Below are 22,396 nucleotides of genomic sequence, written 5' to 3'. Positions count from 1 at the left end.
ATGAGCCGAATTGAAGGCGTACTGAAATCATTGAAAGAACAGGGTCGAAAGGCGCTGATCCCGTACATCACCGCCGGTGACCCAGAGCCGGGGCAGACGGTCAGCCTGATGCACACCCTGGTGGATGCTGGCTCAGACATCATTGAGTTGGGCGTGCCGTTTTCCGATCCCATGGCGGACGGGCCTGTTATCCAGCTTGCCTGTGAGCGAGCCCTGGTGCACGGCACGTCCCTGCGCCAGGTCATCGGAATGGTCAAGGAATTCCGGAAGACCAACACCACCACACCGGTGGTACTGATGGGGTATCTGAACCCGATGGAAGCCATGGGTTACGAGGCGTTTGCGGATGCTGCGGCCGATGCGGGTGTGGACGGTATCCTCACCGTTGACCTGCCGCCGGAAGAGGCCGAAGACGTCGCTCCATTGTTTTCCGCCCGTAACATGGACCCAATCTTCCTGCTGGCGCCCACCACCACGGATGAGCGCATCAAGGCAATCAGCGAGCACTCATCCGGTTATGTGTACTATGTTTCAATCAAGGGCGTGACTGGGTCGGCAACCATCAATGTTGATGAAGTGGCGAAAAAAGTGGCCCATGTGCACGAACTGACGGCGCTGCCGGTCGGTGTCGGATTCGGAATCCGGGATGCTGAGACAGCGGCTGCCGTTGGCAAAGTATCCGATGGTGTAATTGTCGGAAGCGTGCTGGTCGATACAATAGCCCGACACCAGACAGATCCCGAAGCCCTGGCCAAGGCGCTGACGGATCTGTTGCACCCGATGCGTGAAGCCCTGGATAGTCTGGCATCCTGAGGGGCCGGCTTCCAGGCATCAAAGGACAGGATGAAAGCATGAGTAACTGGCTGGATAAGATCATGCCGAGCAAGATTCGCTCGGAATCGCGGCAACGTACCGGGGTGCCGGAAGGGCTGTGGAAGAAGTGCCCCAAGTGCGGGGCGTTTTTATACAAGCCTGAACTCGAGAAAAACCTGGACGTCTGCCCGAAGTGTAACCACCACCTGCGTGTGTCTGCCCGGCGCCGGCTGGATATCTTCCTCGACAAGGACGGCCGCGAAGAAATAGCCGCAGAACTGGAGCCTACTGATCGGCTCAAGTTCAAGGACAGCAAGCGCTACAAGGACCGGCTTTCCGCAGCCCAGAAAGCAACCGGCGAAAAAGACGCCCTGGTCGCTATGAAGGGTTCAACGATGGGCGTTCCCCTGGTGGCTTGTGCTTTCGAGTTCAACTTCCTGGGCGGTTCCATGGGCCAGGTGGTTGGTGAGAAATTCGTACAGGCGGCCAATGTTTCCCTTGAGCACCGTATTCCCCTGGTCTGCTTTTCTGCCAGCGGTGGCGCCCGTATGCAGGAGGCCATTCTGTCGTTGATGCAGATGGCAAAGACCGCTGCAGTGCTGGAGAAGCTCAAGCAGGAAGGCATTCCCTACATTTCGATCATGACCGATCCGGTGTTCGGCGGTGTGTCTGCCAGCCTCGCGATGCTGGGCGACCTCAATATAGCCGAGCCTTATGCGCTGATCGGTTTTGCGGGCCCCCGGGTGATCGAGCAGACCGTCCGCGAGAAACTGCCGGAAGGTTTCCAGCGCAGTGAATTCCTGCTGGAACACGGTGCTATCGATATGATTCTGCACCGGCACCAGATGCGCGAGCGGGTAGCCCACGTTCTTGCCAAGTTCACCGGCCAGGAAAAGCCAGGGACAGAAGATCCCATCGAGTTCGAGATCACGGAAAAACCTGACACAGATGAACACTCCCAGCACTGACGCAAGGCCCGTAACGGTCCCTCCCGGGGCCGGTGCGTCTGTTGAAAAGTGGCTTCAGTATCTGGAAGCCATTCATCCCACCGAAATTGACCTTGGCCTGGATCGGGTTCTGGTGGTTTTGCGCCGCCTGTTTCCGCGAAAGCCAGCAGCGCGAATCATCACTGTAGCGGGCACCAACGGCAAAGGCACGACCGTGGCGGCCCTGGAGTCGCTTTTGCGGGCCGCGGGGCGAACCACCGGAGCTTATACTTCGCCCCACCTTCAGCGTTATAACGAGCGGGTGCGGATTAACGGTCAGGATATCAGCGATGCGGCGTTGATATCCGCCTTCGAACAAGTGGAGGCGGCACGGGGTAAGGTTTCCCTGACCTACTTTGAATTCGGAACCCTGGCAGCCTTCGTGGCGCTCGCCGACGCGGGTGTCGAAGACTGGATTCTGGAGGTCGGCCTTGGTGGACGTCTGGATGCCGTTAATGTGCTGGACGCTGACTTCGCGGTGATCACCTCTATTGATATCGACCATATCGGCTTTCTGGGCGATAACCGGGAAGTGATCGGCTTCGAAAAGGCCGGTATTCTGCGGCCCGGGATTACTGCGGTCTGTGCAGATCCGGAGCCTCCCGCCTCTGTTCTTCAGCAGGCCGCCGCGCAGAAGGTCAATCTTAAGGTGACCGGGCGTGATTACCGGCTCAGGCCGGTTGGCGATTCCGTTGAGCTGACGATTGAGGGGCTCAGTATAACCCTGCCGGCCGGCCCGCTACCTGTCGAAAGTGTTGCGGCAGCGGTGGTGTTGGCGCGGGTGTTGGCGCCAACCATGACTGTCAGCCTGTTAGCGGATACAGCCAGGTCTGTAACGGTGCCGGGGCGTTTTGAGCGGTTGAGAACAAGGCCGGATGTGATCGTGGATGTTGGTCACAATCCCCATGCCGCACGCTGGTTGGCTCAGCGGCTTGAGTTGCAGCGGTCAGGGCAGGGCAAGGTGTTCGGTGTTTATGCCGCTCTGGCGGATAAAGACGTGGAGGGGGTAATGCGGGCCATGGCGCCAGTTGTCGAACACTGGTGGTTCGCCGGTCTCGATGTGCCGCGCGGGCTGAAGGTGCAGACTCTGGTGGAGCGGGCGCGGGCTTGCGGAATTGCCGGTTGCACGGCGTCTGAGTCTGTGGCTGATGCCATCTCTTCGGCACTGGCGGAGGCCGGCGAGAACGACACCATTGTGGTATTCGGTTCGTTCTACACTGTTGCGGAGGCCCGGGCCCGACTTGCCGGCGAAGTCTCTTAAACTTTGTCCATGGCAGGCGCCGGAGCTTTGTGTTAACGGCACTCGGCGGTTAGTATCAGTACCAAACTGTTAGGTTAAGGGAGCCCTTTCTCGTGAACGGATTGAAACAAAGAATCATTGGTGCGCTGGTTCTGGTCTCCCTGGCTGTGATTTTTGTGCCGATGATATTTGACGAGCCCCATTCCGAGCGCCAGTCCCGGCCTGTCACCATCCCCGAGGAGCCGCCGTTCCCTGAAGTGGACGTTCCCCCGGAGCCGGCCCTTGGCGGCAGCGACTACGGCATGAATTCAGCGCCTCAGGACCCTCCCGCTACGGAATCAGCTCCCGGTTATCGACTGATTGAAGGCGTTGAGGAGTCTGCGCCAGAATCGTCCAGCGCCCGCGAGCCCGCGGCCGAGGTAGCAGAGCCGGTTACCCGCACGACGGATAGCCGTGCAGCCAGTTCAGAACCTCAGCCACAGGTTTCGCAATCCTCTGAGCCGGCCACTTCTGCCGGCTCGGCGGAGGAATCCGCTGAGTTCACCCGGTCACTTGAAGGTGCCTGGGTTGTCCAGCTTGGCAGCTTTGGTAATGCCGACAATGCCCGCCGGCTGCGCGACAATGTTCGCGACATGGGGTACGGCGCTCACCTGCAGCAAGTGGAGCGCGGCGACACCACGTTGACCCGGGTGTTCAGCGGGCCGTTTGTCAACAAGTCCGAGGCCGAGGCCGCCAAGAAAGCCCTGGATGATGCCTTCTCACTGAACAGCCTGGTTACCTCCGGCGGAAAGTGACCCGGTGACTTGCAATTTATGAGCCTCAGGCGGTTTGGTGACGCCCGGTTTCCTGTTAGAATTCGCGCTTTCTTTTCTCCATCGGGTTTTTCATGGACGCGCTGATCTGGATTGACTGGGTCATCATTGCTCTGATTGCTGTTTCCACGCTGATCAGTCTGAAGCGGGGCTTTGTTCGCGAAGCCCTGTCGCTGGTGACCTGGGTTGCGGCATTCATCATTGCCCGCACGTTCCATCCTCAGATGCAGTCATTGCTTGAATCCACCGTGGAAACACCACTGGTGCGTTTGATTGCGGCCTTTGCAATTCTGTTTTTCGGCACCCTGATTGTGGGCGCTATTATCAATAATATGATTGGTCATCTGGTGCGGGCGACCGGATTGTCAGCCACCGACCGCGTTCTCGGCATGGGGTTCGGGTTGCTGCGGGGTGTGGTGGTGGTCATTGCCGGTATCGCGTTTACCCGCTACACACCGCTTGCCGAAGATACCTGGTGGAGAACGTCCGTGATGATCGACCGTCTGGCGGTGGTCGAAGACTGGTCCCGCCGAACCCTGGGTGATGAATTTGCCCGGTTCCTGGGCCCCGAAGCAGGGGCCGGGTACAGCACCGAATCCTCAACAGAGCAGGAAGGCGTGGAACCCACGCCTGCATCCCGTTAACATTCAGATTTAACACTCGGAGAGTTCCCCAGCCATGTGCGGCATTGTCGGTATTGTCAGTACTTCAAACGTCAACCAGCTTCTTTACGATGCACTGACTGTTCTCCAGCACCGTGGCCAGGATGCGGCGGGTATTGTGACTTTTCAGGATAACCGGTTCTTTCTGCGCAAGGACAATGGCCTGGTCCGGGACGTATTCCATACCCGGCATATGCGCAGACTGGTAGGCAATGTGGGGATCGGTCACGTCCGTTACCCCACCGCTGGCAGTTCAAGCTCTGCCGAGGCCCAGCCGTTTTACGTGAACAGCCCCTACGGCATTACTCTGGCGCACAACGGCAACCTGACCAATGCCGATGACCTGAGCAGCGATTTGTTCCGCACCGATCTGCGCCACATCAACACCAATTCCGATTCCGAAGTGTTGCTCAACGTATTTGCCCATGAGCTGCAGAAGCTTGGGAAACTGAACCCGACCAAAGATGAGATTTTTTCCGCCGTCCGCGCCGTGCACAAGCGTTGCCGGGGTGCCTATGCCGTGATCGCCATGATTACCGGCTACGGCATTGTCGGTTTCCGGGACCCCAATGGCATTCGCCCGGCCTGTTACGGTGTGCGGGAAAGCGAAGATGGCCAGAAAGAATACATGATCGCCTCGGAGAGCGTGGCTCTGAACGCCGCCGGTTTCGAGATCGTTCGGGATATTGCACCGGGTGAAGCGGTTTATATCGAAACCGATGGTACCCTCTACACCGAGCAATGTGCGGAATCCCCGAAGCTGTATCCATGCATCTTCGAGCACGTCTATTTTGCGCGCCCTGACTCCATCATGGACCGCGTGTCGGTTTACAAGGCACGACTGCGCATGGGCGAAACCCTGGCAGACAAGGTGCTCAGGGAGCGGCCGGACCATGACATTGATGTGGTGATCCCGATTCCGGACACCAGCCGGACTTCGGCCATGCAGATGGCCTATCAGTTGGGTGTCAAATACCGCGAAGGCTTTATCAAGAACCGCTATATCGGGCGGACGTTTATCATGCCCGGCCAGAAAATGCGGAAGAAGTCGGTGCGCCAGAAGCTCAATCCCATAGACCTGGAGTTTCGCGGCAAGAATGTCATGCTGGTGGATGATTCCATCGTCCGGGGAACCACCTGTAAGGAAATCGTTCAGATGGCCCGGGACGCCGGTGCCCGGAACGTCTACTTCGCCTCGGCAGCGCCGCCTGTGCGTTATCCCAACGTGTACGGCATTGATATGCCCTCGGCCAGTGAGCTGATTGCCCACGACCGTTCGGTGGAGGAGGTTCGGGAGCAGATCGGTGCTGACTGGCTGGTATACCAGGACCTGGAAGACCTGATTACCTGCGTCAACGATGTCAACGACGATATCGATGGTTGGGAGTGCTCGGTGTTTACCGGTGATTACGTAACCGGTGACGTAGACGAAGCCTACCTGCGCCGGCTCGAGGACCTGCGTAAAGACGAGAAGCGTCCCGGTGGGCAGATCATCGATGGTGATAATGCCATTATCGACCTCCATAATGACGAAGACTGAACCCCTAACGCCCGTGCCAGGAGAACACTATGACAATCGGCCGTGAAGAACATCTCTGGATTCCTGAATCGGATCTGGACGGTATGTCAGTGGATACCCTGGCCGTGAGGGCAGGGCAGGTCCGCACCGGTCAGCTGGAGCACAGCGACGCCATCTTTCCGACCTCCAGTTTCGTCTATGGCAGTGCCGCCCAGGCGGCAGCCCGTTTTGGTGGTGAGGAGCCCGGCAACATCTATTCCCGTTTTACCAATCCAACGGTTCAGGGTTTTGAGGCTCGCATCGCTGCCATGGAAGGTGGAGAAAAGGCCGTTGCCACTGCCTCGGGCATGGCGGCCATCCTGAGTACCTGTATGGCGTTGCTGCAGTCCGGAGATCACGTTATCTGTTCCCGTGGCGTGTTTGGTACCACCAACGTCTTGTTCCAGAAGTATATGGCGCGTTTCGGGGTTGAAACCACGTTCGTTAGCCTGACCGATGCAGACGGCTGGGAGGCAGCAGTCCGGCCAGAAACCCGGATGCTGTTTATTGAAACGCCATCCAACCCGCTTTGTGAAATCGCTGATATGGACGCGTTGTCTGCGTTGGCGAGGGCCAACGATGCCCTGTTTGTGGTGGATAACTGTTTCTGTACGCCGGTATTGCAGCGACCCCTTGAGCAAGGTGCGGATCTGGTGATTCATTCAGCCACAAAGTATCTGGATGGCCAGGGCCGTTGTGTTGGCGGGGTAGTGGTGGGGCCTGCCAGGTATCTGGATGAGATCTACGGGTTCCTGCGATCTGCCGGGCCCACCATGAGCCCGTTCAATGCCTGGGTGTTCCAGAAAGGGCTGGAAACCTTACCGATCCGTATGCGAGCCCACTGCAACAATGCGTTAGAGTTGGCGAATTGGCTGGAAAGCCAGCCGAGCGTGGATAAGGTGTTCTACGCCGGTCTTGAAAGCCATCCCCAGCATCAGCTGGCGAAGAAGCAACAGGACGGGTTTGGCGGAATTGTGTCGTTTCTGGTTAAAGGGGGCAGAGAAGAAGCCTGGCGCTTTATTGATGCCACCCGAATGATTTCAATCACAGCGAATCTGGGTGATGTGAAAACCACCATCACCCACCCGGCGACGACAACCCATGGCCGGTTATCTCCCGAGGATAAAGACAAGGCGGGCATCACCGAGAATCTGATCCGGTTGTCTGTTGGCATTGAAGCCATTGATGACCTGAAAGCCGATCTGACACGGGGTTTTCAGGCGCTGAAAGACTAAACTCACTGACGGTTTGAGCATTCATGGCGGAATCCGCTAAAGCGAAACAAGCAGCATCGACGGAACTGACAGAAAAACAACAGCGCTTTCGCCGCCTGATGGCCCAAGGGGCCAGAGAGGGTGCGGTTATCGGCATGATTGTGCTGTGCATCTATCTGGCGATGGCGCTGTTTACCTTCAGTGCGTCTGACCCCGGGTGGGCGAGTATCGGCCACGATACCCGCGTGGATAACGCCGCCGGGCGCTCCGGCGCCTGGCTCGCAAGCCTGCTGGTAGACTTCTTCGGGCAGGTTTCCTGGCTTTTCCCGGTGATGATTGCCGGTTATGCCGTCATGCTGATCCGTCGCAGGCACGAGTCACTCGACCTCCATTGGCCACTGTTCATGGTTCGCTTTGGCGGGTTTCTGCTGATTCTGTTGTCGGCCACCAGCCTGCTTTCCCTTTATTCGGTATTTGGTCTTGGTGCCTCCTCCGGTGGTGTACTGGGCACCGCGGTTTCAGAAGCCATGGTGCGCTTCTTCAATCTGCCGGCCACCACGCTGTTGCTGATCGCGATCTTCCTGTTCGCCCTGACCGTGACCGTCGGCCTGTCCTGGTTCCGCCTGATGGACCATGTTGGTGGATTCACTCTGAAAACCGGGCGCTGGCTTCAGTCGCTGTTTAAAAGTAGCGAGCGCAATGTGAAAAGCCCCGGTGCGCCATCCAGTGCCCGCCCTGATCCAGAGCCTCCGGTCGTCAAAGATCGGGTGGCAAGGACCGATCCGGTAACAGAAAAGCCACCGAAGAAAGACGCCTGGTGGCGCCGTTTGTTCCGCCGTAAAGCAAAAATGGCCGAGAAAGGAACGCAAAAAGACAGAAGCAAAGCTCGCAAGGAACCGGCTATTGACGGGCTTCTTGAAATTGAACCTGAACCCGCAAGACTGGAAAGTTTCAGCTCAGGGGATCGGGATGAAACGCCTCGCAAGGCGGCCGCGCCTCAGCAGCCCAAGCCCGCGAACCGGGCGCTGAAAATTGCCCCATTCAAGAAGGATGATCAGGAGCCGGCCGACAAGAAAACCAACAGCAAGCAGGGCTCTTTGCTGGAAGACATTGAGAGCCTGATTCCGCCGATTTCCTTGCTGGACCCGCCAGAGGAACACAAAGAAAAGGGCTACTCGGAAGAATCTCTGGAGCACATGTCGCGCCTGCTCGAAGAGAAACTGGCGGATTTCGGTGTCACGGTTGAGGTGGTCGAAGTCAATCCTGGCCCGGTTATCACCCGATTCGAGATCAAGCCCGCCGCCGGGGTGAAAGTCAGCAAGATTTCCAACCTGGCCAAGGATCTGGCCCGTTCATTGGCAGTGTTGAGTGTGCGGGTGGTGGAAGTCATACCCGGAAAGTCCGTGGTGGGCCTCGAGATTCCCAATGAGGAGCGGGAAATCGTTCGTCTGAGCGAAGTGCTTGGGGCCCGGGTATTTACCGAGTCGTCATCGCCGCTGACCCTGGCGCTGGGTAATGATATTGGTGGTAATCCGATGGTGGCCAACCTGGCCAAGATGCCGCACCTGCTGGTGGCCGGTACGACCGGTTCGGGTAAATCGGTCGGGGTTAACGCCATGCTGCTGAGTATGCTGCTCAAGGCCAGCCCCGATGAAGTGCGCTTTATCATGGTGGACCCGAAGATGCTGGAACTGAGCATCTACGATGGCATCCCGCACCTGCTGGCACCGGTTGTGACGGACATGAAAGAAGCCGCCAATGCACTGCGCTGGTGTGTGGCGGAGATGGAACGGCGCTACCGTTTGATGGCCAGCCTGGGCGTGCGCAACATCGCCGGTTACAACAAAAAGGTGAAAGACGCCCGCGCCGAGGGCGAGCCGTTACTGGACCCTCTCTGGAAACCGGATGAATACCTGGCCAACGACGAACAGGAGCGGCCAGAACTGGAAACCCTGCCGTTCATCGTTGTCGTAATCGACGAATTTGCTGACATGATGATGATTGTCGGCAAAAAGGTGGAAGAGCTGATCGCCCGCATTGCCCAGAAGGCCCGTGCCGCCGGTATCCATCTGATTCTTGCTACCCAGCGGCCATCCGTGGATGTGATCACAGGCCTGATCAAGGCCAATATCCCGACCCGGATGTCGTTCCAGGTGTCGTCCAAGATCGACTCCCGTACCGTGCTTGATCAGGGCGGCGCCGAACAGCTGCTGGGCCACGGCGATATGTTATACCTGCCGCCGGGTTCCGGCCTGCCGGTTCGGGTACACGGAGCCTTCGTTGACGATGACGAAGTACACCGGGTGGTCAGTGCCTGGAAAGCCCGGGGTGAACCGGAATACGTGGATGATGTGCTTAACGGCGCCGAAGGTGAGCACCTGCCGGGCGTGCCAACCCTCAGCGAAGGCGGTGCAGGCGGTGGTGACGAAGGAGACGCGCTGTTCGACGAAGCGGTCGCTTATGTGACCGAGAACCGACGGGTGTCGATCTCCTCCGTACAACGTAAATTCAAGATCGGCTACAACCGTGCCGCGAACCTGGTGGACGCCATGGAAGCCTCGGGAGTGGTCAGTCCGGCGGGTCACAATGGTGCCAGGGAAGTTCTGGCGCCGCCGCCCCCAAGAGACTAGGAGCAGCATACTTATGATCAGATCTGTCTACACGACGATAGCGGCGCTGTGCATGATGGCCGTTGTGGCAACGGCCTCTGCGGAACAGGGTAACAGCTCTCGCGATGCCGCTGAAGAGCTGGCTTCCATGTTGCGCAGTTACCAAACCTACCAGGCCGATTTCATCCAGATTGTGGTCAATGAAAATGGCAACCGGGTTCAGGAAACCCGCGGTTCCCTCAAGGCCAAGCGCCCGGGTCTGTTCTACTGGGAGACCGGTGCGCCTTTGTCCCAGTTTATTGTCAGTGACGGCGACACGGTGGAGGTTTACGACCCGGATCTGGAACAGGTCACTATTCACACCCTCGATGACCGGGTGCAGACAACACCGGCGCTGCTTCTGAGTGGCGAAGTGGATAATCTTGAGGAAACCTACGATGTGAGTGAGCGCCGGATGGGTGACAATACCCGCGAGTTCACACTGGTTCCCAGGGGCGCCGATTCCCTGTTTACATCCTTGCGCTTGAGCTTCTACAACGGTGAGCTCCAGGAAATGAGAATGGAAGATTCGCTGTCTCAACTGAGTATTCTCAGCTTTGACCGGATAACCCTGAATCAGGAACTGGACAACAGTGCCTTCCGCCTGGAATACCCCGAGGAGGTGGATATTATTCGGGACGGTGCCTGATGCAGGACAACCTGTTTGAGCCCGAGGCCGGATTCCAGCCCCTTGCGGCCAGAATGCGGCCGACCAACCTGGACGAATACGTTGGCCAGGCTCATCTGGTCGGCCCCGGAAAACCGCTCAGGCGCGCCGTAGAACAGGGCCAACTGCATTCGATGATTCTCTGGGGGCCACCCGGAGTGGGCAAAACCACCTTTGCCCGGCTGTTGGCCAACGTGGGTGACTTGTCCTATGAAACGCTCTCTGCCGTGCTCAGCGGCGTCAAGGATATCCGGGATGTGGTCGAGCGGGCCCGCAACCGCAAGCAGTCCCAGGGCAGGGACACGCTGCTGTTCGTTGACGAGGTGCACCGGTTCAACAAAAGCCAGCAGGATGCATTTCTCCCACATATTGAAGATGGCACCTTCATTTTTGTGGGTGCCACCACGGAAAACCCCTCTTTCGAACTGAACAGCGCGCTCCTGTCGCGGACTCGCGTGTATGTGCTCAAAAATCTGGACAAGCCGGACATCCTTGAGCTTCTGAATCGAGCGTTGGTTTCGCCGGCGGGTTTCGGTGGCAGCCTGCAGGTTCCAGCGGAGGTGCTGGATAACATGGCTGAAGCTTCTGGAGGCGATGCACGGCGCGCCCTGAACATTCTGGAGGTGGCCGCCGATCTGGCCGAGCCTGATAGTACCGGACAGAACGTCATAACTGCCCAGACTCTGGAACAGGTGCTGCAAACCAGTCTGCGCCGTTTCGACAAAGGCGGCGATGTGTTCTATGACCAGATCTCCGCGTTGCACAAATCCGTGCGTGGCTCCAGTCCCGATGGTTCCCTGTACTGGCTTTGCCGTATGCTGGATGGCGGCTGTGACCCCCTGTATGTGGCGCGGCGCCTGGTGCGGATCGCCAGCGAAGACATCGGTAACGCAGACCCCCGTGCCCTGCAAATTACCATGCAGGCCTGGGATGCCCAGGAGCGGTTGGGGTCGCCGGAAGGGGAGCTGGCGCTGGCCCAGGCCGTCACCTACCTGGCGCTGGCGCCAAAGAGTAATGCCGTGTACAAGGCGTTCAACCAGTGCATGGCGGACATCCGAAAGGATCCTGATTACGAAGTGCCGGTGCACCTGCGTAATGCTCCTACCAAGCTGATGAAAAGCCTGGGCCACGGTGATGAATATCGCTACGCCCATGACGAACCGGACGCTTACGCTGCCGGAGAGTCTTACCTGCCTGAAGTGATTCACCAGCGCCGTTACTATCAGCCGGTCATGCGTGGACTGGAGATCAAACTGGCTGAAAAGCGCCAGCGCCTGGATGATCTCGATGCCCGAAGCGGCAAAAAGCGTTATTGATGTAACCCTCATGCCGCAAATTACCTGGCCCTCGGCCCGGGGATGGTGGTCAGCAGAACCACGGCAGGTATAATGCCGTGATATCCATACTATTCGTTAACCGGAAAATTCAGGAAGATCATGCTCGATCCGAAACGTGTCCGTTCACAGACTGAAGAAATTGCCCGTCGGCTGGCTATCAAAAACTTCGAGTTTGACGTTGCCACCTTCGAACGCCTTGAGGAACGCCGTCGAGCCATTCAGGTTCGTGCGGAAACGCTGCAGAGCGAGCAGAACAAACGGTCGAAATCCATTGGTAAGGCCAAAGCGGCGGGTGAAGACATCAAACCGCTACTGGAAGAGGTGGACAATCTCAAGCAGCAGAAGGCCGAAGCTGAGGAGGAGTTGCGCTCAGTACAGGAATCCCTGAACGCGTTTTTTGCCGGCATTCCCAATCTGCCGGATGAAGACGTTCCACCGGGCGCCAACGAAGACGACAACGTAGAGACCCGTGTATGGGGCACGCCGCGTAACTTTGATTTCGAACCCAGGGACCACGTTGCTCTGGGCGAACAGCTCAAGGGTCTGGACTTCGAGAAGGCCACCCAACTGGCGCATTCCCGCTTTGCCGTCATGCGCGGCCAACTGGCGAAGCTGCATCGGGCACTGGCTCAGTTCATGCTCGACCTGCACACAGAAGAGCATGGCTATACCGAAGCCTATGTGCCGTACCTGGTCAATGCCAACGCGCTGTTCGGTACCGGCCAGCTACCCAAGTTTGAAGAGGATCTGTTCCGTACCGCCGGTGACAACCCGCTGTACCTGATCCCGACCGCCGAAGTGCCGGCGACCAACCTGGTGGCCGACAGTATTCTCGAGGTCAGTGAAATGCCGCTGCGGATGGTTTGCCATACCCCCTGTTTCCGCAGCGAAGCGGGTTCCTACGGCCGGGATGTGCGTGGCATGATCCGGCAGCATCAGTTCGACAAGGTTGAACTGGTGCATGTTGTGCGCCCCGAGGACTCCACCGAGGCGCTTGAACAGCTCACTGGGCATGCCGAGAAGGTGCTGCAGTTGCTGGAACTGCCGTATCGTGTGGTTACCCTGTGTGGCGGCGACATGGGCTTCTCCGCAGCGAAGACCTACGATCTGGAAGTGTGGCTGCCTGGGCAGGGTAAATACCGGGAAATTTCATCCTGCTCCAACACCCGTGATTTTCAGGCACGGCGTATGCAAGCACGTTGGCGCAACCCGGAAACCGGAAAGCCCGAGCCTGTTCATACCCTGAACGGATCGGGTCTGGCCGTTGGCCGTGCGATGATCGCGGTGATGGAGAACTACCAGCAGGAGGACGGCAGTATTCTGGTTCCGGACGTTCTCAAACCCTATATGAAAGGCATTGATCTGATCCAATGAGCGAACCATTCACGGATGCACCAGGAAGGGGCGTCAAGGCAGGGCCTGCACCAGTTCGGTACAGGCCCAACCCGGTAACCGAAAACCCGAATAATTCTGCGGGCGAGGTCGCCCTGGTGGGCGCCGGCCCAGGTGATCCTGAACTTCTGACCCTCAAGGCCTGGCGCCTGATCCAGTCCGCCGACGTTATTCTCTACGATCGGCTGGTTTCCCCGGAAATACTCTCCCTGATCCCCGATAACGTTGAGGTGGTTCATGTCGGCAAGCAGCGCTCAAATCACACGTTGCCGCAGGATCAGATCAACCAGCGCTTGGTGGAGCTGGCCCGGGAGGGCCAAAAAGTGGTGCGCCTCAAGGGTGGTGACCCGTTCATCTTCGGCCGCGGCGGCGAAGAGATTGAAACGCTGGCGGCTGCCGGTGTTCGCTTTCAGGTGGTTCCCGGCATAACCGCAGCGTCCGGCTGTGCGGCCTATGCGGGCATTCCGCTGACTCACCGGGACCACGCCCAGTCGGTGCGCTTTATTACCGGGCATTTGAAAAACGATACCTGCGATTTGCCCTGGTCAGACTTCGTGCAGAATAATCAGACACTGGTGTTCTACATGGGTTTGGTGGGATTGCCGATTATCTGCCGGCAATTGATTGGCCATGGCATGACACCAGATATGCCGGTGGCGCTGGTGTCCAAGGGCACAACCGCCGACCAGAAAGTGGTGGTGGGCACGCTCAGTGATATTGTTGGCAAGGTGGAGAACAGTGGTGTTCAGGCGCCCACTCTGGTGATTATCGGTCACGTGGTCGGGCTCAGAAGTCGCCTGGAATGGCGGGGAGCTGTAGAGGGCGCCTGAGGGAGGAGAAGTAAAGCGAGCCAGTGTATTCGTAGCACGGGGCGCCGAAGCTGATCGGCTACCCCGTGAATCCTGTCAGCGCGCTCAGGCGTTACGCTTGGGCAGCACGTCTTTGAGCTTTTCGCGCATATCCCGAATGGCTTTCTCGGTGGTTTCCCAGTCAATACAGGCATCGGTTACCGACACGCCGTATTTCAGGTCTGCCAGGTTTTCCGGAATGGACTGGTTACCCCAGTTGATGTGGCTTTCCACCATCAGGCTCTGGATAGACTGGTTGCCCTCCAGGATCTGATGGGTCACATCCTGCATGACCAGAGGCTGAATGGCCGGATCTTTGCTGGAATTGGCGTGGCTGCAATCCACCATGATCGACTTGCGCAGATTGGCTTTGTCCAGCGCCTGCTCGCACAGTGCAACACTCACGGAATCATAGTTCGGTTTGCCACCGCCGCCGCGCAACACCACGTGGCCATAGTTGTTGCCCTTGGTGCGGATGATGGCCACCTTGCCTTGCTGGTCGATGCCCAGGAAGCTGTGGGGGTGAGAAACCGATTTCATGGCGTTAACGGCTACGTCCAGGCTGCCATCAGTGCCATTCTTGAAGCCAATGGCCATGGACAGGCCGCTGCTCATTTCCCGGTGGGTTTGAGACTCGGTGGTGCGGGCGCCAATGGCGGACCAGGCAATGGTGTCTTGCAGGTACTGGGGGGAGATCGGGTCAAGGGCCTCGGTGGCGGTTGGCAGACCCATCTCGTTGATATCCAGCAGCAAGCGACGGCCAATGTGCAGGCCCTGTTCAATATCGAAGGTATCGTTCAGGTGTGGGTCGTTGATCAGGCCTTTCCAGCCAACGGTGGTGCGCGGTTTCTCGAAATATACCCGCATCACCAGCAGCAGGGTATCGCTGACTTCGTCGGCGAGTTTTTTCAGCCGGGCAGCGTAATCGCGGGCTGCCTCCACATCGTGGATAGAGCAGGGGCCAACCACGATAAACAGGCGGTGGTCTTTGCCATCCATGATGTCGTAAATGGCCTGGCGGCCAGAGGCTACGGTTTCGGCAGCTTCATCTGACAGCGGCATTTCGTTCTTCAGCGCTTCAGGAGTGATCAGTGGTTCCTGGCTGGCCACGTTCAGGTTTTCCAGTTTCTTGCCCGACATCTTGTTGTGCTTCCCCGAATCAGATCGTTACATCACCGGGTAACGCTGTCATTATGGGCCCGGTGTTTAATAATTAACGCGAATGGTGCCGGTCTGCAGTTGCTGTAAACCCCGGCGAGTTGGTTATACTGCGTTATTTGAAGACCCTTTTCAACGCTTCCAGTCAACAGGTAACGGATGTCGCCGCCAGCCAGGAAACCACAAGCAGACTCTTCCCCCCGAAAGGTGGTTTCAGAGAGGATTACGCAGGTTCTTTCGGGTATCCGGGTGCCGGATTTACCCTATCCGGCCGGAAAATCGTCACCTGAGTCCAATGCCGATTGGCGCCCGCTGTTGTTTTCCTGTTGGACGGAACAACGGGACGAGCGGGTAACGGACGTTCTGCGGTCGGTGCAGATCGAATGGACCGTGCGCCAGGTCAATGCAGCCTATCTGTCTGACCGGATAATGGACGTGTTCCTGAAAACCAGTGGTTTGCATCGTGCCCTGGTCAGTCGTATTGCCAGATTACGGTTCTGGCTGGCGTGGCAGCTCGATACCCGCGGAACCAATGTGTTCAGCGACGTTGTTCTTGACTGGTTGGACAACCTGCAGGAGTGGCGGGGGTGGAGTGATACCGGGGGGCGATCATCCAGGGTGTTGCTGGACCAATTGGACAGCCTGGTTATCGCGGTGTCCGGCAGCTTTGAAAGTGGCCAGCCCGAACTGGTGGAGAGCTATTGTCAACAATGGCTTGATGACCGGGAGAAAGGTGAGCACCAGGTCAGCCGGTTGCGTGAACGTCTTCTTGAGACCGAGCGTGGTGCTTCGCGGCAGCGTCTTGCCGACCAGGTTTCCCGCGCGCTGATCGGCAGGGCACTGACAGGGCGTGAGTTACCGGTGGTCATCAGTCGATTCATCATCGAGGACTGGTACAAGGTTCTCAAACAGAGCGTCTGGTCCGAGGGCACAGACAGTGAGCTGTATCGACACGCCAACAAACTGCTCGAGTGGTTGGTATGGCTTGGTGATCCTGCACTGTCGGACAGAGACCGGAACCGGCTTTACCATGTAGGCGAGCAGATAGGAGGCCGGATACAGGATGTGTGGACCCGGGCCCTCGGCCAGGGGTTACCGGAGAACGCTTTGGCGGATATTCAGACGGTTATCGTAGCGCGTATCCGCGGCGAGGTGCCGGAACTCAAGCCTGCCCTGGGTAGCGGCACCAGTCTGACCTGGGACAGCCGTTGGCTATCGCTGGCTTCGGTAGACCCGCAACAGGCCGAGGGCTTTATCGGCCGCTGGTTTGTCGAAGGTGAGGGCGCCGCTGAGCAAAGGCGTTATTTGTTCGCGCTGCTCGAAGATAGTGGGGAAGTGCTCTGGACCAACGGCGCCGGCGTCAAGCTCGGCCTGCAGGACTGGGCGCTGTTCCTGGCAGATCTTGAAGCCGACACCCTGCGGCCCTTACCGGCTCCGACACCGTTTGGTGAGGTGCTCTCGGAAACCGTGAACCTGTTGTTCAAAGTGTGCGAGAAACAACAGAAGCAACGTGAAGAGGCGGCTCGGGAAGCGAGGGCTCGGGCAGAGGCACTGCGAAAGGAGAAGGAAGCCGCCGAGCGCGCAAGAAAGGCCGAAGAAGAGGCAAAACAGGCAGCCCTGGAGCAACAGAGGGCCGAAGTGGAACGGCAGCGCCAGGAAGATGAGAAAGCGGAGCACGAACGTCTCCAGAAAGAACGTGAGCTGGCGGCGGCCAAACAGGTGGATAGTATTGGTTTGGGAGGCTGGATTGTACTGGCCGCCCAGAAGGATGATGAGGAACCGACCAGGCTGAAACTGGCGGTCAAGATTTCTGCATCCCGGAAGTTCGTGTTCGTGGACCGTCTGGGGCTTAATCGCCGTGAGTTTCTACACGATGAGCTGGTATCCGGGGTTGTATCAGGCCGCATCCGGATATTGGGGAGTGCAGCAGAGTTCGACGACACCCTGAGCCGGGTTGTTGGCCGGATCCGTGTTGGCCGTAACTGAGGATGGCTTATGGTTGATGATAACTACGAGTTCGGAAGCTCCCAGGGGTTACCCGGTGGGCAGGACAATCGCGAGGAATATCGTTTAACCGCCAGGGCTCGGGCATGGCTGTGGCTTGAGTCACCTGAACCGGATGTTGAGGTACAGGATGCCGTTCCTCTTGAATGCCAGATTCGCGATATTTCGGCGAGGGGCCTGAGCCTTGTCTCGTCGGAGCCGTTGGTGCTGAACTCGTTGCTGATGGCGGAGATCAGTCTTGGGCACAAAACGCAGCGGTTTCGGTTAATGGTGGAGGTTGTGTGGTGCCGTGAAACGGGCCAGGAATACCTGATGGGTGTCCAGATTCTGGAATCGGATGAGACGGATTATCTGGAATGGATGGATGCGGTTGCCACAGCCCTTGCTGAGAGTTGAACAAATAAGCCGGCATGGAGCCGGCTTATTTGATGACTTCACAGGATGACAATCAGGATTCCAGTTCGCTCATCCCGGTGATGTTAAAGCCGCCATCCACGTAGAGAATCTCACCAGTAATACCAGAGGCAAGATCGGACGACATGAACGCTGCGGCGTTACCGACTTCTTCAGTGGTGACGTTGCGGCGAAGGGGAGCCTGCTTGGCGTTCTCGGCCAGCATTCGGCGGAAACTCTTGATGCCGGAAGCAGCCAGAGTCTTGATAGGGCCTGCGGAAATACCGTTTACCCGGATACCTTCCCGGCCAAGGCTGGCGGCCATGTAGCGCACGTTGGCTTCCAGTGAGGCCTTGGCAAGCCCCATGACGTTGTAGTTCTGCAGAACCCTTTCCGCACCGAGATAGCTCAAGGTCAGCAGGCTGCTGCCCTCATGCATCATCTTGCGAGCGCCCTTGGCCAGTGCGACAAAGCTATAGGAGCTGATGTCGTGGGCGATACGGAAACCGTCACGGGTGGTCACATCCACATAGTTACCGTCGAGTTCATGCGCTGGCGCGTAACCAACAGCGTGAATAATGATGTCGATGTTATCCCAGTGTTTGTTGAGCTCGGTGAACACAGCGTCAATCTGCTCGTCACTGGCCACATCGCAGGGGAACGTCAGCTGACTGCCCCACTGATCCGCGAATTTCTCAACCCGGGACTGAAGCTTTTCGTTCTGGTAAGTGAAGGCCAGTTCAGCGCCTTCACGGGCGAATGCCTCGGCGATGCCGTAGGCGATGGAATGTTTGCTGGCTACACCAACAATCAGTGCTTTCTTGCCACTGAGGATTCCCATGGGTATCTGCTCCCTGTGTTCCTTGGTTTCAGCGCATTATCCCCGACATGCGTCGGCTGGGGTAACGGTCAATTGGTCGTAGGCTGATAAAAGAAAGCCGCGGTCAGCAGTTCCCGGGTGTAGTCCTGTTTCGGTGCCCGGAAAATAGCCTCAGCGGCCCCGTACTCCACTATCTGGCCGTTCTTCAGCACCAGCAATTTGTGGCTGAGTGCCCGAACGACAGCCAGATCATGACTGATAAAGATGTAGCTTAGCTTATATCTGGCCTGAATTTCCCGTAAAAGCTCAATCACTTGCTTCTGGACGGTCCGGTCCAGGGCGGAGGTAGGCTCATCGAGAATGATCAGTTCCGGCTGCAACACCAGTGCCCGGGCGATGGCAATGCGTTGTCGCTGCCCGCCGGAAAATTCGTGGGGGTAACGGTGCCTGGCGTCTGGGTCCAGCCCCACATCCTTCAGTGCCTGAATCACTCTGGCGTCGTGTTGCTCGGCATCGTTGGTGTCGTGTATCTCTAGCCCTTCACGGACAATTTCAGCCACCGACATCCGGGGGCTCAGACTACCGAAAGGATCCTGAAAGACAATCTGGACCCGCTTGCGCCAGGGTCGGAACTGCTTCTGGGACAGAGGCCCAAGTTCGGTTCCCGCCAACCGGATACTCCCGGTGCTGGCGGTTAACTTCAGTAGCGCATGTCCGATGGTGGTTTTGCCACTGCCGCTTTCACCGACAATACCCAGTGTCTCGCCTGGTTGCAGGGCAAAACTCACGTTCTGAACCGCGTGGAAACTCTCCTTGACCTTGCCCAGCAGGTTCTTGCGAATGGGGAACTGAACATTCAGCCCCGTGACTTCCATCAGTGTTCTACCACCATCCGTCGGTGGGAGAGGGTTTTCTGGTGGTTCCGCATCAATGAGCTTCCGGGTATAGGGGTGCGCAGGCGCGGTGAACAGTTGCTCGGTGGCGGCTTCCTCAACGCATTGACCCTGTTCCATAACCACCACTCTATCCGCATAGCGGCGGACAATGCTCAGGTCGTGGGTGATCATCAGAATGGCCATGCCGAGTTTCTGTTTCAGCGATTCCAGCAACTCCAGTACTTGTTTCTGTACGGTCACATCCAGAGCCGTGGTGGGTTCGTCAGCGATTAGCAGATCCGGTTCGTTGGCCAGGGCCATGGCGATCATGATCCTCTGTTTCTGGCCACCGGACAGCTGGTGTGGGTAGCTGTTCAGGCGCCGCTCTGGCTCGGGAATGCCCACCAGGTCGAGCAGTTCAATACAACGCTTTCGGGCCTGGGGGCCACGCATGCCCTTGTGTAGCTCCAGAGTTTCGGTGATCTGCTTTTCAACCGTGTGTAAGGGGTTGAGCGAGGTCATGGGCTCCTGGAAGATCATGCTGATCTCCCGGCCGCGGATTTGCCTCAACCTGCTATCGTTTGCGCCCAGCAAGTCTTCGCCACGATACAGAATCTTGCCAGATGGATAACGGGCGTGCCGGGCATCCAGTAACCTGAGAACAGACAGGGCCGACACCGATTTGCCAGAGCCGCTTTCGCCCACCAGCGCCAGGGTTTCCCCAAGGCGAACCCGCAGCGACAGGCTGTCTACGACCAACGGGCCGTTATCAAAGTGGATGGACAGATCCGAGATGGTCAGGAGCTCACTCATATCAGTTCTTTCTCGGGTCAAAGGCATCTCGTACGGCTTCGCCTACAAATACCAGGAGCGTCAGCATCACCGACAGGGACACAAAGGCAGAAATGCCCAGCCAGGGGGCATGGAGGTTGGCCTTGCCCTGGGCAATCAGCTCCCCCAGGGATGGTGAACCGGATGGCAGGCCAAAGCCCAGGAAATCCAGCGAGGTAAGCCCGGTAATGGCCCCGGTCAGGATAAACGGCAAAAAGGTGAGGGTGGCCACCATGGCGTTCGGCAGAATGTGCCGGAACATGATGTGCCGGTTACCCAACCCGAGCGCCCGGGCCGCTTTTACGTATTCGAAGTTTCTCGCCCGCAGGAATTCGGCACGAACCACATCCACCAGCCCCATCCAGCTGAACAGCAACATAATGCCCAGCAACCACCAGAAGTTGGGCTGGACAATGGCGGAGAGGATAATCAGCAAGTACAGCATTGGCAGGCCGGACCAGATCTCGATAAAACGCTGGCCGAACAGGTCCACCTTGCCGCCGTAAAAGCCCTGAATGGCACCGACGATCACGCCGACAATGCAGCTGGCGATGGTCAGGGTCAGGCCAAAAACCACGGAAATCCGGAAGCCGTAGATGACCCGGGCAGCCACGTCCCGGCCCTGGTCGTCGGTCCCCAGCCAGTGTTCGGCGCTGGGTGGCGCGGGCGAGGGTACGCTCAGTTCATAGTTGATGGTGTCGTAGCTGAACTTGATCGGCGGCCAGAGTATCCAGCCGTTGGCCTCTATTTCGTCCCGGATGAAGCGATCCCGGTAGTCGGTTTCCGTGGGCAGAAAGCCGCCAAAGGTTTCCTCCGGCACCATCTGTACCACCGGGAAATAGACATCGCCCTGATAGGAGACCACCAGTGGCTTGTCGTTGGCGATCAGTTCTGCCACCAGGGAAAGACCGAACAGGGCCAGGAAAAGCCACAGTGACCAGAAACCACGGCGATTATTCCTGAAATTCCGCAGTCGGCGCTGTTGGATGGGAGTCAGTCGGGGCATGGTTATGCGCCCTCCCGGCTTTCAAAATCGATGCGCGGATCTACCAGCACATAGGTGATGTCGCTGATCAGCTTCAGAATCAAACCCATCAGCGTGAAGATGTAGAGAGTGCCGAAAATCACCGGGTAATCCCGGTTAAGAGCCGCCTCGAAGCCTAGCAGGCCAAGGCCGTCCAGGGAGAAAATCACTTCGATCAGCAAAGACCCGGTAAAGAACAGGGACACCAGAACACCCGGCATGCTGGCGATCACTATAAGCATGGCGTTGCGGAACACATGGCCATAGAGTACCTGTTTTTCTGCCAGTCCCTTGGCACGGGCCGTCACCACGTATTGTTTACCGATTTCATCCAGGAACGAGTTCTTGGTGAGCAAGGTAAGGGTGGCAAAGCCGCCAATCACATTGGCGGTCACCGGCAAGGCAAGGTGCCAGAAGTAATCAGCGATCTTCTGGTACCAGTTGAGCTCATCGAAATTCGGAGAGGTCAGGCCCCGGAGGGGGAACCAGTCGAAATAGCTGCCGCCGGCAAACAACACGATCAACAGAATAGCAAACAGGAAGCCGGGAATGGCATAGCCCACCACGATGGCAGAGCTTGTCCAGACATCGAATCGGGAGCCATCTGACACCGCTTTGCGAATGCCCAGGGGGATGGAAATCAGGTAAATGATCAGGGTTGACCAGAGCCCCAGGGAAATGGAAACCGGCATCTTGTCGATGATCAGCTCAACGACGGTACGGTCCCGGAAAAAGGATTCGCCGAAATTGAACGTGGCGTAATCCTTGAGCATCTTCAGGAAGCGTTCATGGGCGGGCTTGTCGAAACCGTACATCACCTCGATTTCTTTCAGCAATTCCGGTGGCAGGCCCCGGGAACCCCGGCTGTCGCCGGAGCTGGTGACGACTTCGCCACCGGTATCACCACCGCCCGCCCGTGCCAGGGCACTGCTGCCGTGGCCTTCCATCTGGGCAATAAGCTGGTCAACCGGGCCGCCCGGTGCGGCCTGAACAATGATGAAATTGAGGAGCATAATCCCCACCAGTGTGGGGATGATCAGAGCAAGCCGCCGGAGAATGTAGATGCCCATTTAGGGGAGGAATCCTTTCATTACAGCGTTGGTGACAGTCGGTG

The 22,396-nt window shown here is 57.8% G+C and carries 19 protein-coding genes; 14 read left to right on the top strand and 5 right to left on the bottom strand.

What is annotated here, in order from left to right:
- The 12 genes from trpA (at position 1) to cobA (ending at position 14,159) form a co-directional block, all read left to right on the top strand.
- Complete coding sequence (gene trpA, locus ACZ5Q2_RS14200; RefSeq protein WP_072677375.1) at positions 1-813, top strand: tryptophan synthase subunit alpha; 813 nt, start codon at positions 1-3, stop codon at positions 811-813.
- Positions 814-851: 38 nt separating this feature from the next.
- Positions 852-1,781: an acetyl-CoA carboxylase, carboxyltransferase subunit beta gene (accD, locus tag ACZ5Q2_RS14195; RefSeq protein WP_432209950.1), complete on the top strand. Its 930-nt coding sequence runs from the start codon at positions 852-854 to the stop codon at positions 1,779-1,781.
- Entirely contained in the window at positions 1,762-3,060 is a 1,299-nt protein-coding gene (gene folC, locus ACZ5Q2_RS14190) for a bifunctional tetrahydrofolate synthase/dihydrofolate synthase (protein ID WP_061331144.1), read from the top strand. The genes accD and folC overlap by 20 nt, the downstream gene beginning before the upstream one ends.
- A 92-nt stretch (positions 3,061-3,152) precedes the next feature.
- Complete coding sequence (locus ACZ5Q2_RS14185; protein ID WP_061331145.1) at positions 3,153-3,833, top strand: SPOR domain-containing protein; 681 nt, start codon at positions 3,153-3,155, stop codon at positions 3,831-3,833.
- A 92-nt stretch (positions 3,834-3,925) separates the two neighbouring features.
- Positions 3,926-4,495 (top strand): CvpA family protein, encoded by a 570-nt coding sequence (locus tag ACZ5Q2_RS14180; RefSeq protein ID WP_061331146.1) that lies wholly within the window; start codon positions 3,926-3,928, stop codon positions 4,493-4,495.
- Between the two features lie 34 nt (positions 4,496-4,529).
- Positions 4,530-6,053: an amidophosphoribosyltransferase gene (gene purF, locus ACZ5Q2_RS14175; protein WP_061331147.1), complete on the top strand. Its 1,524-nt coding sequence runs from the start codon at positions 4,530-4,532 to the stop codon at positions 6,051-6,053.
- Positions 6,054-6,082: 29 nt separating this feature from the next.
- The gene (locus ACZ5Q2_RS14170) at positions 6,083-7,306 is read left to right on the top strand and encodes an O-succinylhomoserine sulfhydrylase (RefSeq protein WP_061331148.1); all 1,224 of its coding nucleotides are present in this window, start codon (positions 6,083-6,085) and stop codon (positions 7,304-7,306) included.
- Between the two features lie 23 nt (positions 7,307-7,329).
- Positions 7,330-9,915: a DNA translocase FtsK gene (locus tag ACZ5Q2_RS14165; protein ID WP_061331149.1), complete on the top strand. Its 2,586-nt coding sequence runs from the start codon at positions 7,330-7,332 to the stop codon at positions 9,913-9,915.
- Positions 9,916-9,928: 13 nt separating this feature from the next.
- Positions 9,929-10,582, top strand: a complete 654-nt coding sequence (gene lolA, locus ACZ5Q2_RS14160; RefSeq protein ID WP_061331150.1) for an outer membrane lipoprotein periplasmic chaperone LolA — start codon at positions 9,929-9,931, stop codon at positions 10,580-10,582.
- Entirely contained in the window at positions 10,582-11,916 is a 1,335-nt protein-coding gene (locus ACZ5Q2_RS14155) for a replication-associated recombination protein A (RefSeq protein WP_061331151.1), read from the top strand. The genes lolA and ACZ5Q2_RS14155 overlap by 1 nt, the downstream gene beginning before the upstream one ends.
- Positions 11,917-12,036: 120 nt before the next feature.
- Complete coding sequence (serS, locus tag ACZ5Q2_RS14150; protein ID WP_061331152.1) at positions 12,037-13,311, top strand: serine--tRNA ligase; 1,275 nt, start codon at positions 12,037-12,039, stop codon at positions 13,309-13,311.
- Positions 13,308-14,159, top strand: coding sequence for a uroporphyrinogen-III C-methyltransferase (cobA, locus tag ACZ5Q2_RS14145; RefSeq protein ID WP_061331153.1), 852 nt, complete (start codon positions 13,308-13,310; stop codon positions 14,157-14,159). The genes serS and cobA overlap by 4 nt, the downstream gene beginning before the upstream one ends.
- An 84-nt stretch (positions 14,160-14,243) precedes the next feature.
- On the opposite strand, the gene ACZ5Q2_RS14140 is transcribed toward cobA, so the two are convergent.
- On the bottom strand, positions 14,244-15,317 hold the full coding sequence (locus ACZ5Q2_RS14140; RefSeq protein WP_061331154.1) for a 3-deoxy-7-phosphoheptulonate synthase: 1,074 nt from the start codon (positions 15,315-15,317) through the stop codon (positions 14,244-14,246).
- Between the two features lie 267 nt (positions 15,318-15,584).
- Here ACZ5Q2_RS14140 and ACZ5Q2_RS14135 point away from each other — a divergent pair, with 267 nt between their 5' ends.
- The gene (locus tag ACZ5Q2_RS14135; RefSeq protein ID WP_227510075.1) at positions 15,585-17,321 is read left to right on the top strand and encodes a DUF1631 family protein; all 1,737 of its coding nucleotides are present in this window, start codon (positions 15,585-15,587) and stop codon (positions 17,319-17,321) included.
- A 9-nt stretch (positions 17,322-17,330) separates the two neighbouring features.
- Positions 17,331-17,735, top strand: coding sequence for a PilZ domain-containing protein (locus ACZ5Q2_RS14130; protein WP_061331156.1), 405 nt, complete (start codon positions 17,331-17,333; stop codon positions 17,733-17,735).
- 52 nt (positions 17,736-17,787) lie between these two features.
- Here ACZ5Q2_RS14130 and ACZ5Q2_RS14125 read toward each other — a convergent pair whose 3' ends face one another.
- From ACZ5Q2_RS14125 to ACZ5Q2_RS14110, 4 genes are all read right to left on the bottom strand, one after another.
- Entirely contained in the window at positions 17,788-18,573 is a 786-nt protein-coding gene (locus ACZ5Q2_RS14125) for an enoyl-ACP reductase FabI (protein WP_061331157.1), read from the bottom strand.
- A 68-nt stretch (positions 18,574-18,641) separates the two neighbouring features.
- Entirely contained in the window at positions 18,642-20,240 is a 1,599-nt protein-coding gene (locus ACZ5Q2_RS14120; protein WP_061331158.1) for an ABC transporter ATP-binding protein, read from the bottom strand.
- Between the two features lies 1 nt (position 20,241).
- A complete protein-coding gene (locus ACZ5Q2_RS14115; RefSeq protein ID WP_061331159.1) occupies positions 20,242-21,264 on the bottom strand; it encodes an ABC transporter permease in 1,023 nt (340 codons plus the stop codon).
- 2 nt (positions 21,265-21,266) lie between these two features.
- Positions 21,267-22,352, bottom strand: a complete 1,086-nt coding sequence (locus ACZ5Q2_RS14110; protein WP_061331160.1) for a microcin C ABC transporter permease YejB — start codon at positions 22,350-22,352, stop codon at positions 21,267-21,269.
- Between the last annotated feature and the right edge of the window lie 44 nt (positions 22,353-22,396).

The sequence above is a fragment of the Marinobacter alkaliphilus genome (assembly GCF_055394375.1).
This window is presented reverse-complemented; position numbering and strand designations above follow the sequence as displayed.